Here is a 12,711-nt window from a genome sequence, read left to right as displayed (position 1 = left end):
TGCCATGTTGAACAAACTCATCGTTCTGGTTGCGTTGCTGCTGCCTGCCTGCTTTGCCAATGCCCACGAATACAAAGCCGGCGAACTGGAGATCGCTCACCCGTGGTCGCAGGAGTTGCCGCCCAACGCGCCAACCGTAGCGGCCTACTTTGTCATTCAGAACCCAGGTAAAACCGCCGACCGCCTGCTTAGCGTCGACTCGCCGATTGCAGGTGAAGCGCAATTGCATGAGCACGTCATGCAAGCCGATCTGATGAAAATGCAGCAAGTGCCGAGCGTCGAGATTCCCGCCGGTGGCAACGTCACGTTTGCGCCGATGGCCTATCACGTGATGCTCGTGAACCTGAAAGACCGCAGCCTGCTGAGCGACGGCAAGCGTTTCCCGCTGACCCTGCATTTCGAAAAGTCCGGTGATGTGACGGTCGAAGTCTCGGTGCAGAAAAAGCCGCCGGAAGACATGCAGATGCACGCCCACGCCCAGTAATCGACTGAGCTGAACACGCCCATGCGCCCGCTTAGCGCCAGGTCATCCGCACACCGTCGTCAGTCGTCAAGCCTGACGCGCGGCAGCTGGATCAGCCTGTTCGCCATGCTGATGATCTTTATCGGACCGCTGATTTCCCAGTCGATGCCGATGGATCAACGCGCGCCGTCGATGTCGATGAGCATGTCGGCCATGGAGCACGCCGACCACGGCGCGCAAGCCGCCGCCGCCGAACATTGCCCACCCGAAGCCTCGCATCATGCGCTCTGGGAAAAATGTGGCTATTGCAGCCTGCTGTTCAATTGCCCGGCCCTGACCGGCGGCCAGACCTTCGTCACGTTCGATACACCAACAACCACCACCTTCACCGCTCCCTCCCCTCGCCTGGGCCATGCCCGGCACACCGTCTTCCCCGGCGCCCGAACCCGCGCCCCGCCCGTCGTCGCGTAAACACCTACCTCTGATTTCACACGGTTTCGAAGACAACCAAAGCAACTTGTGGCAGTGGGCAAGTGTGGCGAGGGAGCTTGCTCCCGCTTGAGTGCGCAGCACTCACAAAAGGGGCCGCTACGCAGCCCAGCGCGAGCAAGCTCGCTCGCCACACAAAACCGCTCCCACAAGGATTGTGCTGGTTTCCGGCCGTGTCGTTTACGACTGTTCGATGGAAATTGTCATGTCCAGGTTTTCTGCTGACACACGCTTGAGCCCTGCCCAAGCTTCTTTTGCCCCGAACGAATCGAGTATTCGTTTCAGGCACGCCACCGCCGTCCTTTGCGGCGCATTGCTGACACCCACGGTGCTGGCCAACGAACACGCGGGCCACAGTGAAGAGCTGAGCCCGACGGTCATCACCGCCATCGCGCCGAGTTCGCCGCTGACCATCGTCACCAACCCCAAGGACCCGCGCCAACCCGTTCCGGCCAGCGACGGTGCCGACTACCTGAAAACCATCCCCGGCTTCGCCCTGGTACGCAACGGCGGCACCAACGGTGATCCGGTGCTGCGCGGCATGTTCGGCTCGCGGCTGAACATCCTCACCAACGGCGGCCAATTGCTCGGTGCCTGCCCCGGCCGGATGGACGCGCCCACCTCCTACATCTCGCCGGAAACCTACGACAAACTCACCGTCATCAAAGGTCCGCAAACCGTACTGTGGGGACCGGGCGCATCGGCGGGCACCATCCTTTTCGAGCGTGAGCCGGAAAGCTTCGGCGAACTCGGTACCCGTGTGAACGCCAGCGTATTGGCCGGCTCCAACGGCCGCTTTGACAAAGTGGTGGACGCCGCTGCCGGTGGGCCGCTGGGCTACGTGCGCGTGATCGGCAACACCGCGCACGCCGACGACTACAAGGACGGCAACAACGACACCGTGCCCTCGCGCTACGACAAGTGGAACGGAGATGTGGCACTCGGCTGGACGCCGGACGCCGACACCCTGCTGGAGCTGACCGCCGGCAAGGGCGACGGCGAGGCGCGTTACGCCGGGCGCGGCATGGACGGCTCGCAGTTCAAGCGTGAAAGCCTGGGCCTGCGGTTCGAAAAGTCCAACATCGGGGAGGTTCTGGACACGGTTGAAGCGCAGATCTACTACAACTACGCCGACCACGTGATGGACAACTACACCCTGCGTACGCCGTCCGGCACCGGGATGATGGCCGGCCCGATGGCCTCCAACGTCGACCGCCGCACCCTCGGCGCGCGGATCAAGGCCACCTGGCGCTGGGCCGATGTGCAGTTGATCAGCGGCATCGATGCGCAGACCAACGAGCATCGCCAACGCGGCAGCATGGGCATCGATACTTACAAGGACTTGCCGTACACCAAGGATGCCGACTTCCACAACTACGGCGTGTTCAGCGAATTGACCTGGTACGCCGCCGACCGTGACCGGTTGATTACCGGTGCACGCCTGGACCGTGCCTCGGCCAAGGATTTCCGGCAGACCACGGGCTCAGGGATGATGACGCGCCCCAATCCGACCGCCGACGACACCCGCGCCGACACGCTGCCAAGCGGCTTCGTGCGCTACGAGCATGACCTCGCCGACAGCCCGACCACGCTCTACGCCGGCCTTGGTCACACCCAGCGTTTCCCCGATTACTGGGAACTGTTTTCACCCAAGTCCGGCCCCGCCGGATCGGTGAACGCTTTCGATTCGATCAAGCCTGAAAAAACCACCCAGCTCGACTTCGGCCTGCAATACAAGTCCGAAAACCTCGAAGCCTGGGCCTCGGGTTATGTCGGCCAGGTGCGCGATTACATCCTGTTCGATTACCCCCCTACGACGATGGGGACCACGTCCCAGGCCCAGAACATCGACGCGCGAATCATGGGCGGCGAACTCGGCGCGGCCTACCAGCTGACCAGCCACTGGAAAGCCGACGCGACCCTGGCCTACGCCTGGGGCAAGAACAGCAGCGATGGCAACGCGTTGCCGCAAATGCCGCCGCTGGACGCGCGTTTCGGCCTGACCTACAGCGAAGACAACTGGAGCGCCGGGGCCTTGTGGCGCGTGGTTGCGGCGCAAAACCGCATCGACCGGAACAAGGGCAACGTGGTCGGCAAGGACTTCGACAAGACCCCGGGATTCGGCGTGTTCTCGCTCAATGGTGCGTACCGGATTAACCAAAACTGGAAGGTCAGCAGTGGCGTCGACAACCTGTTCGGCAAGGCTTACGCCGAGCATTTGAACCTGGCCGGCAACGCCGGTTTTGGCTTCCCGGCCAATGACCCGCAGGCCATTAAAGAACCGGGGCGAACGCTCTGGACCAAGGTGGATATGAGCTTTTAAGAGCTTCGCGAGCAAGCCTCGCTCCTACATTATTCGCGTCGATCACAAACGATGCGAACAACACAACTCCTGTAGGAGCGAGGCTTGCCCGCGAATGACTGCGCAGCAGTCACCAGACAACAACAAAAGAACCAAGCCAAAGCGGAGCACACGTGATGAAACAGCCCAAAGTGAATTTCTACAACCTGGCCTGGCGCTGGCATTTCTATGCCGGTCTGTTCGTCGCGCCATTCATGGTGATGTTGGCCTTGACCGGCGTCATTTACCTGTTCAAGCCGCAACTCGATCCGTTGATGTACGGCAGCCTGATGAACGTACCGGCCGGGCATCACAGCGTCCCGGCCGACGATCTGCTCAAGCGGGTGAAACAGGCCTATCCACAAGCCACGATCAAACAGTATCTGCCACCGGTCAACGCCGAGCGCAGCGCTCAGTTTGTCGTGATCAATGGCGGCACCGAGCTCAACGTATTCGTTGATCCCTACCAGGGCGACATCCTCGGCGAGCAAGACGCCAAGAAGAATCTGCAAGCGGTGGCGCGAGCGATTCACGGCGAATTGATGATCGGCACCGTCGGTGATCGATTGGTCGAACTGGCCGCCGGCTGGGGCGTCGTGCTGGTGGTTTCCGGCGTGTTCCTGTGGTGGCCGCGTGGCCAGGCGGCCGGTATTTTGTGGCCGCGCCTGACCAGTCGTGGTCGGGTGCTGTGGCGTGATTTGCATGCCGTGACCGGTTTCTGGGGCGCATCGCTGCTGCTGGTGATGCTGCTCAGCGGCATGACCTGGACCGGGTTCTGGGGCCAGACATATGCGCAGGTGTGGAACGTGTTTCCGGCGGCGATGTGGGACAACGTGCCGAAGTCTGACGTTGAGGCCCGCAGCCTGAATACCGCCACGCGCCAGACTGTACCTTGGGCGATGGAAAACACCCCGATGCCAACCTCCGGCGATCACGCCGAGCACATGGCCCACGAAGGTGCGCAAGCCGCCCCCGCCGCGCCGACTATCAGCCTGCAAGACGTGCAGAACATCGCCGTGCAACGCAAGGTCGAACCGGGTTACAGCATCACCTTCCCGAAAAGTGCGACCGGCGTGTTCACCATCGCCGTGTTCGCGGACGACCCGCGCAACGACGCCACCTTGCACGTCGATCAGTACACCGGCGACGTACTCGCCGACGTACGCTACGAGCAATACGGCACCGTCGCCCGCGCCACGGAAATCGGCGTGATGCTGCATGAAGGCAAGATGTTCGGCGTGTTCAACCAGATCATCGTGCTGCTGATCTGCCTGATGATTTTGCTCAGCGCCGTCAGCGGCGTGGTGATCTGGTGGAAACGTCGTCCACAAGGCAAGTTCGGTGTTCCACCGCTGCGCCACGACCTGCCGAAATGGAAAACCGCGATGGTCATCATGTTCGCCCTGGCCGTGGCGTTTCCGTTGGTGGGCGCCTCGCTGGTGGTGGTGTGGGTGCTGGATCGCGTGCTGTTTTCGCGACTCACCCGACAAACTGAATCGGCTTCATCTTCATCATGAAGCAGGCGAGATGCGAGGTTTAGGCGGATCTGTAGACTTTCCGCGTTTGGCTCAGCATCATTCTTAGCGTTACTGTATAACTCACGCACACCGTTTTAATCAGCAGGTGCCATCGCGGGCAAGCCCGCTCCCACAGGACTTTCGCGATCCCTGTGGGAGCGGGCTTGCCCGCGATGGCGTCTTGAGCGTCACCCACTCTCTCAGAGCAAATGCATGACCTCGCTGAACCTCACACACCTCGCCTGGACGCCCCTGGGCCACGGCCACTGCCATCACCAGTTCCAGCTGCGTGATGCGTCCCTGCAGGTGGCCGCCGGTGAGTTCGTCGGGTTGATCGGCCCCAACGGTAGCGGCAAGACCAGCCTGCTGCGTTGCGCTTATCGCTTCAGCAAGCCAGAGAGCGGCGAGATCCGGCTCGACCACCACAACGTCTGGAAGCAAACCTCGCGCTGGTGCGCCCAACGCATCGCCGTGGTGTTGCAGGAGTTCCCCGATGCCTTCGGCCTCACCGTCGACGAGGTGGTCGCCATGGGCCGCACGCCGCACAAAGGCCTGTTCGACGGCGACACAATTGAAGACCGACATCTGGCGACTCATGCATTGGCGTCCGTCGGCCTCAGAGGCTTCGAAGACCACGCCTTCGCCACCCTCTCCGGCGGAGAAAAACAACGTGTGATCCTCGCCCGCGCCCTGGCCCAGCAACCGCAATTGCTGATCCTCGACGAGCCGACCAACCACCTCGACCCACGCTATCAGCTGGAACTGTTGCAACTGGTCAAACGCTTGAAGATCGGCACCCTGGCCAGCATCCACGACCTCAATCTGGCGGCCGCTTTCTGCGATCGTTTATACGTGATCAATCACGGCCGCATCGTCGCCAGCGGCACACCAAAAGAAGTCCTGACCGCGCCTTTGCTGCGCGACGTGTTCGGCGTCGAAGCGCTGATCGATGAACACCCCTTGCACGGCTACCCACGAATCACCTGGATAACCCAACAATGACATTGCGTTCCCTGCTTTGCTTCACGCTGTTGCTGGGCAGTACCCAAGCCCTGGCCGAGGCCACGAAATACCCGTTGACGATCCAGAGCTGCAACCGCGAAGTGACCTTCACACAGGCGCCGAAACACGCGGTCAGCCATGACATCAACATGACCCAGATGATGCTCGCCCTTGGCCTCAAACCGCGCATGGCCGGCTACAGCGGCGTGACCGGCTGGAAGTCAGTCACGCCCGAGATGCAGACCATCCTCGACGGTTTGCCTGAGCTCGCAGCCAAATACCCGTCGGTGGAAACCCTGCTCAATGCCAACGTCGATTTCTTCTTCGCCGGCTGGGATTACGGCATGCGCGTGGGCGGCGACCTCACGCCGCAAACGTTGCAACCGCTGGGCATCAATATCTACGAGCTGACCGAGTCATGTGCCTTTGTCATGAAGCGTCCACCGGCCAGCCTGGAAGACACCTACAACGACTTGCGCAACCTCGGGAAAATCTTCGACGTGCAGGACCGCGCCAATGCACTGATCGGCGACATGCAGGCGCAAGTCGCCGAGGTACGCAAGGGTCTGCCCGCGGACAAACCGCGCGTGTTTCTCTACGACAGCGGTGAAGACCGCGCCATGACCTCCGGCCGCCTCGGCATGCCGCAGGCACTGATCGATGCCGCGGGCGGGCGCAACATTCTGGACGACGTCGAGGCGAGCTGGACCCGCGTCAACTGGGAAAACGTGGTCGAGCGCAACCCGCAAGTGATCGTGATCGTCGACTACGGCGAAGTCACCGCCGAACAAAAGGAGCAATTCCTGCGGAGCAACAAGGCGCTGCAATCGGTGGACGCAATCAAGAACCAGCGCTTCATCGTGATTCCGTATGTGCAGGCCACGCCGGGCATCGACAATGTGCTGGCGGTTGAAACCCTGGCCAAAGGTTTCCACGGCGAATGATGGATCGTCGCTATGCCTTGCTGCTGGTGATGCTCGGCGCGCTGTTGCTGGTGTCGTGCGTGGTGTCGCTGGGCTTTGGTCCGGCGCGGGTGCCCATCGACGTGGTGTGGCGGATCTTGCTGCACAAGATGCTGGGGGTCGGCGGTCAGGACTGGACCGCCGGGCAAGAACATATCGTGTGGTTGATCCGAGTGCCGCGCATGCTGTTGGGCGCACTGGTGGGTGCCGGCCTGGCGCTGATCGGCGCGGTGTTGCAAGCGGTGACGCGCAATCCATTGGCCGACCCGCACCTGCTCGGGGTCACTTCCGGTGCGACCCTTGGCGCGGTGATTGTGGTGCTGCACGTCGGTGAAATCGTCGGCCTGCTGACCTTGCCAATCGCGGCGTTTATCGGCGCGCTGCTGAGCATGCTGATCGTGCTGATGATCGCCAATCGCAACGGTCGTCTGGACAGTGACCGGCTACTGCTGTGCGGCGTGGCGGTGTCGTTCGTGATGATGGCGATTGCCAATTTGCTGCTGTTCCTCGGCGACCACCGGGCGAGTTCGGCGGTGATGTTCTGGATGCTCGGCGGGCTCGGGTTGGCGCGCTGGGAGTTGCTTGCGGTGCCGGCCGCCAGTGTATTGCTGGGATTGGTGTTGTTGCTCGGCATGGCCCGCCCGTTGAATGCGCTAATGGCCGGCGAACAGACCGCCGTCACCCTTGGCTTGAATGCGCGTACCGTGCGCTTGCGGGTGTTTCTGATTGCGTCGTTGATGACCGGCGTGTTGGTGTCGATCAGTGGGTCGATCGGGTTTGTCGGACTGATGGTGCCGCACATTGCCCGTCGATTGGTCGGGGCCGAACATCGTCGGTTGTTGCCGGTGTGCGTGCTGTTGGGCAGCGTGTTTTTGGTGTGGGTCGATGTCGCCGCGCGCACCCTGATCGCCCCCGAGGACTTGCCGATTGGCGTGGCCACGGCGGCGATTGGCGGGTTTTTTTTCATCGGTCTCATGCGACGCCGCTGAGCCGTGCCAGCCCGGAAGACACGGCCCATCAGGCACTCAGATCAATGAACGCTGCGCTTCACAGTTCGTCACGATCGGGCTTCGCCGTCGTTTGCACAGGTGGCTGCCACGTCGAACTCAGTCGCCCGCGGCGTTTCCAGTAGCTATCGGTGCCCAGCACCTCAAGCCGTCCGACACCGGCGAGAGCGGCGAGGTAGGCCGCGACCCCGTCCTTTGCCTCCTCATTGAACAAGGCCGTTTCCTGCGGCGAGAAGCTGGGGGTGAATTTGAACAGGGCCCCGCCACGACCGCTGAAATAGCAACTGCCCCCGGAGACGCCACTCTTTTTCACGACGTCTCTGCAGAACCACAGGTCGGCCAGGGCCAGGTTATCCATCAGTAATCGATCAGACGCATTGGGGTCCTTCACGAACAGATTGAAGCGCTTGTAGAACTGATGAACAGCCGCCCATTTGTAGCCCTGAGGAAAAACCGGCAACGGCAAAGGCTGCGCACCGGGCACCGTGACCGGTGCAATAGGCCCGCCCGGTCCTGAGTAAAACAGCGCACTGGCAGCCCCACTGCTGGCACCGTCCTCAAGCGGTTCGACGGCTACGAACGAAGAAGACGCCGGGTGTATCAGCACGCCGCCCAAATAAGATTGGCCAACGTACTCGCCCATCATTCGCTGCGCCGAGCGAGCGGCATCATCGGCATGGGCGAAGACAGGGCCGAGCGCAAACCGGTTTTCCCGCGCCCACTTGATCAGGCTTATACCGGTTTTGACGCCACGGGCGTCAACCCTGAGCGGCGACCAGAAAGCGCTGCGCACCACGGTTTGCAACTCACCGTTGGCAATCACTTTGCGCAGGTAGTCGATCAGCGATTCCCGGCCTGATTGCACTACTTTCTCGTAGGCCACCGTGGCATGAAAAAGGGTCCACTCAGGTGCCTTGGCCCTGGGGGCGTAGCGCAACAAGGCGCCGTCGGCGCAGGAGATGTAGACGTTGAGGTACGTGGATCCTTCAGCAGTGCGCACACCGACAGCGTCCAGCCCGTAAGACAGATCCCGAGGCGAGATGAAGCTGTGTGCCACGTCATGGGGCAATCGTCCCGGACTTGTCGACGGACACAAATAGAGGCCCTCGACTCGATACCCCGACGGTAATATCCCTTTGGGAAATACCCGCTCGACCGTGAGATGCCCTTGCCGCCCGTCGATCGGCAGCGTCGTCACGTACCGTTCACCGTTCAGCGCCTTGAGCACAAAGCCAAACATCAGGCTGGCACGTGCGCCCACCGTGCGATGGACATGGCGCAGGGCATCGTCCATCTGCGTGAAGACCGGGCTGAGCGCCGGCTCGGCAATGGCAAATCGATGCACCTCTGACGAGATAATTCCCGGATAAGCACTCCAGTGCGACAGTTGCCTGGCCTCGCCCCACAGTCGGCTCCCCTGAATTACTTGCAACCGGCCGGCGCTTGCAACCTGATTGACGTACTCGCTCGGGGTTTGGGTGCCGTTGCGCATTTTCAGCTCTATCGGGGTGTGCCGGCGCTGCAACTGGCTGGGTGGCGCCAATGCCCGGGCGAGTTGCTTCTCGCTGGCGCTCGCACTGAGGGTGTAGCTGATCAGGCTGCCATCGAGCCCCAGCAGGTATTCCTTGCCGGGCGACAGAGACGGGGAACGCCCGGAACCGCTCAGAATGTCCGCCAGAAAATCCGTGAAAAACATCGCGTGGTATACGTCCCGCTCGCGGTTCGACAGGGCGAAAATCGGTTCGACCGGGATTCGGGAATGGTACCGGGCGACGACTGTACTCCCCGTCAGGAACACCCCCTGTTCAGTCAATTCATCCAGACGAATCCAGCTGACCGGGAAGTTCTCGACCTCCACGGCCACCGGCAGCGTTGCGACAAACAAACCGTCGGCGCGACGCAGCACCAGCCCACCGTAGATCCGCTCACGCCGCGAACCCAGCTGCGCCAACGCATAGCGCGCAGCATCATCCTGCGCAAAAAAGACCGGGCTGAGCGCCCGCCGCTGGACCTGCGTGAAAGGCTTCCAGTCCGGGCCGACAATGCCCGGTTCATCCCACAGTTCACTGGTGCGCAATACCTTCAGTTCTCCAGACGCCGCGACCTTCTGAATGACACTGGCATAGGGTGGCGTGTCCTTGCCCAGGACCGGCATCAGTTGTTGCAAACCCTCGTTGTCGAATTGTGTTGAGGCGGCTGAGCACTGGTAAAGCAACAATGCCCCGTCCAGTGTTGCGATAAAAATGTTCAGGTCCTGAAAATGCGTCAGACGTTGCGTGCCCTTGTCGTCGACGATCGCTGTCGCCAGCTCGCGGATGGAAGCGAAATGCCGGGCAAACCAGGCGTCCGCTGTCGATAACTCTTTGGGCATCCAGCTTGCCGCGTAATAAAGGCCGAGGGTCTGGAACTCGTCGATCAATACGGGAGCGCCAAAGTCGCTCGCTTGGTTCAGCGCCCCCAGGCGGTTGACCGGGACTGTTTCAGTCGCCACGTACTCATCGCGTTCTTTGTGCTTGAGGATAAATCCCCAACCCGCCGCAGCTGCTCGGTAGTCGAGCCTGGCGCGCTGGCGGGCGTTCAGCACCGCGTCTTCGGCGCTGGTAAAAATAGCCCCCAGCACCGGAGCGGTAATGTCTGTGCGGGCGACCTCGTTATTTGACTCATCCCCCGGCACCGTTCCCCGCGGCCCCCACACATCGCTGCCGACCACCACGCGTAATCTGCCCGTGCCGGCCAGTTCGTCGACCACTGCACCGGGCTCAAGTGCGCCGGCCGCCAGCTCCTGGTCTATCAGCGTTTTGCCATCGACGAGTACGGACACCCGCTTTTGCAGACGGTTGCGAGCCGCCACTTTCGATACGTCGGGGCTATAAACCAACAGGGAGTCGGCCGAGCCGGACAGGTAGAAATCGACAACCTGCGCACTCTTCTCGAACACCGAGCGAATGTCTTCGGAGGTGAACATTTGTGCGTGAGTCAGTTGCTCTTGCAAGTCAGTACGCACAATGGCTCCGGCATCCGCTTGCCAGCGCGAAGCGTACAGCCCATGAAAAGAGTGACCCTCGACCAACACGATCGGTGCGCCAGTGGCATCGAGGGGGCAGAGCCTGTCAAGTGCAAACCGTTTGGCGGCAAACACCGGCTCGGTGGCGACGAAGCGTTGGTTGCGATCCCGCAAAATCATCCCGACAAAACCCTGCTCACGCCGGCTGCCGATATGTTCATGAGCGAAACGTGCAGCATCGTCCGCCATGAGGAAAGCGGGACTCAAACGCCGCGACCTGGCATAGGGTCGCCAATCAGGCCCCACGATTCCGGCAACATCCCAAAGCGCGCTGTCCTTCAGCACCGTCAGCTCGCCGGCAGCAGCCACCTGCCTGATGTAATCCGCAGGCTTGAGCGTGCCGGCCTTCAATCGGACGTTGAAATCCGCGCTCTCCTTCAGCGGTACTTCACGAAGGTGCGCCGAAGGGCGGTATTGCAACACAGCGCCGTCCCGGGTCCGGGCGTACACCTTCAGGTAGTCCGGGTACGCCTGCCGATGAACATCCCCTAGCGAAAACCTGATGCCCGAAGCCAACTCCTGCGGTGAAAAAAAACGCTCATAAAGCCAAGGTTCGCTAGCGCTGTGAGTCGCATCGCCCTGCGGCATGAAGTAGACGCCGTTCAGGTCGAAATCGAGCAGGCGCTCCAGCGTGCGATCAGCATTCAGCGGGAATGTCTTGAGCAGTTCGGCTGCGGGCTCGCTGGAAAGCACCGGATAGGTCGCCATGCACTCCGCGCTGCCGGCAGAGGTCGCCACAAACCCCAGATAAACGCTGCCGGTGGACGCGGTTACCGTCGCGGCGGCCGCTTCGATGGCCTTGTCCACTTGATCGAACACCGCACAAAAAAACGGCTGGACCGACGTCGGACTTCGCACCGCAGCCGTACCGAGCGTCCAGTTCGCCGGCACGTTTCCTCGGACGCCGCCCCATGGTGCATTGGCCACCAGTACGCTTAGCGTGCCGGTCTGGGCGACTTTCTGAATCAGGTACTCAACGTCGGAGAACGGCCCGAAAGTCTTGCCCCCCTGCTCAAAGAGTTTTTTCTCTTCTGCCGGCTGAGTGGATTCGTACTTGATCAACGAGCCATCCGGCCCCGACAAATAATGGCGCTGGCCATAAGCGCCCGGGTCCTGCATGTGACTCAGGAGATGTGCTCTGGAAAAAAATCCGAGGCTCAACGTGACCTGCTCAGTCGTCCAGCCCGGATGAACCCGCAGGACGTCGGCGTGACTGGCCGAATGGGACAGGTAATACGCCGCGCCACTGTAGCCCGGCGGTGCAAACAGCTCATTGAGGTTACCGAGAGTCAGCAGAAAGTCGAAATCGAAATGCCCCATCCGACCCGCCACTGGCAATGTGGGCTGAAATTTTCCGTCACCACGCTGCACGATCACGCCGCCGTAGGCGTTGTCACGGCTCGCGCCGATTTGTCGGTGAACCCAATAGGCCGCGTCATCCGCGCTGATGAAGGTCGGTCCCAAAGCAGGAAATGTTGTCGTCTTTCGGGGGGCTGAAGGGGGACTGGTAGAGGTGCCGTTCATACGCTGCTCACTCGATTGAGAAGCCACGATGATCAAGATCCCGGAGCGCAGCGGGTGGTACATATGTATCGCCCTCCGGTTTTTTACTTTTGACGCAGCCAACACCGATGCTGCGCACGCCGATGCACCGAAAATAAATCTGTCCCCTTTCTCCCTGAAGGGGGCGGCACAGCCAACATCAATGTGACAGACACACCGCTTTCGCGAGCAAGCCCGCCCCCACAGGGGATTTGTGATTCTGGGGTTGTTTAGATGTGTTTATGCGGACGCAAAAATACCGGACGTTTCCCACGACCTTTTCAGGTTGTTCGTCGGACGTGGGCTCTCTAGTCTGGGGCTGTC

General features: G+C 61.3%; 8 protein-coding genes. 7 read left to right on the top strand and 1 reads right to left on the bottom strand.

What is annotated here, in order from left to right; all coding sequences use genetic code 11:
- Window positions 1-4 precede the first annotated feature (4 nt).
- The 7 genes from ACA075_RS02985 to ACA075_RS02955 all read left to right on the top strand — a co-directional run bounded on the left by ACA075_RS02985 (window position 5) and on the right by ACA075_RS02955 (window position 7,763).
- On the top strand, window positions 5-484 hold the full coding sequence (locus ACA075_RS02985; protein ID WP_497297223.1) for a copper chaperone PCu(A)C: 480 nt from the start codon (window positions 5-7) through the stop codon (window positions 482-484).
- A 21-nt stretch (window positions 485-505) separates the two neighbouring features.
- Window positions 506-934: a DUF2946 domain-containing protein gene (locus ACA075_RS02980; RefSeq protein WP_497297222.1), complete on the top strand. Its 429-nt coding sequence runs from the start codon at window positions 506-508 to the stop codon at window positions 932-934.
- A 223-nt stretch (window positions 935-1,157) separates the two neighbouring features.
- Entirely contained in the window at window positions 1,158-3,275 is a 2,118-nt protein-coding gene (locus ACA075_RS02975) for a TonB-dependent copper receptor (protein WP_497297221.1), read from the top strand.
- Window positions 3,276-3,430: 155 nt separating this feature from the next.
- Window positions 3,431-4,810, top strand: coding sequence for a PepSY-associated TM helix domain-containing protein (locus ACA075_RS02970; protein ID WP_497297220.1), 1,380 nt, complete (start codon window positions 3,431-3,433; stop codon window positions 4,808-4,810).
- Window positions 4,811-5,023: 213 nt separating this feature from the next.
- Window positions 5,024-5,812 (top strand): ABC transporter ATP-binding protein, encoded by a 789-nt coding sequence (locus tag ACA075_RS02965; RefSeq protein WP_497297219.1) that lies wholly within the window; start codon window positions 5,024-5,026, stop codon window positions 5,810-5,812.
- On the top strand, window positions 5,809-6,756 hold the full coding sequence (locus ACA075_RS02960; protein ID WP_497297218.1) for an ABC transporter substrate-binding protein: 948 nt from the start codon (window positions 5,809-5,811) through the stop codon (window positions 6,754-6,756). The genes ACA075_RS02965 and ACA075_RS02960 overlap by 4 nt, the downstream gene beginning before the upstream one ends.
- Window positions 6,753-7,763, top strand: a complete 1,011-nt coding sequence (locus tag ACA075_RS02955) for a FecCD family ABC transporter permease (protein ID WP_497297217.1) — start codon at window positions 6,753-6,755, stop codon at window positions 7,761-7,763. Before ACA075_RS02960 ends, ACA075_RS02955 begins: the two co-directional genes overlap by 4 nt.
- A 58-nt stretch (window positions 7,764-7,821) precedes the next feature.
- Here the strand turns inward: ACA075_RS02955 and ACA075_RS02950 are convergent, their stop codons facing one another.
- Entirely contained in the window at window positions 7,822-12,309 is a 4,488-nt protein-coding gene (locus ACA075_RS02950) for a hypothetical protein (RefSeq protein ID WP_497297216.1), read from the bottom strand.
- Window positions 12,310-12,711 lie beyond the last annotated feature (402 nt).

This window comes from Pseudomonas sp. LBUM1663, from assembly GCF_059695905.1.
This window is presented reverse-complemented; position numbering and strand designations above follow the sequence as displayed.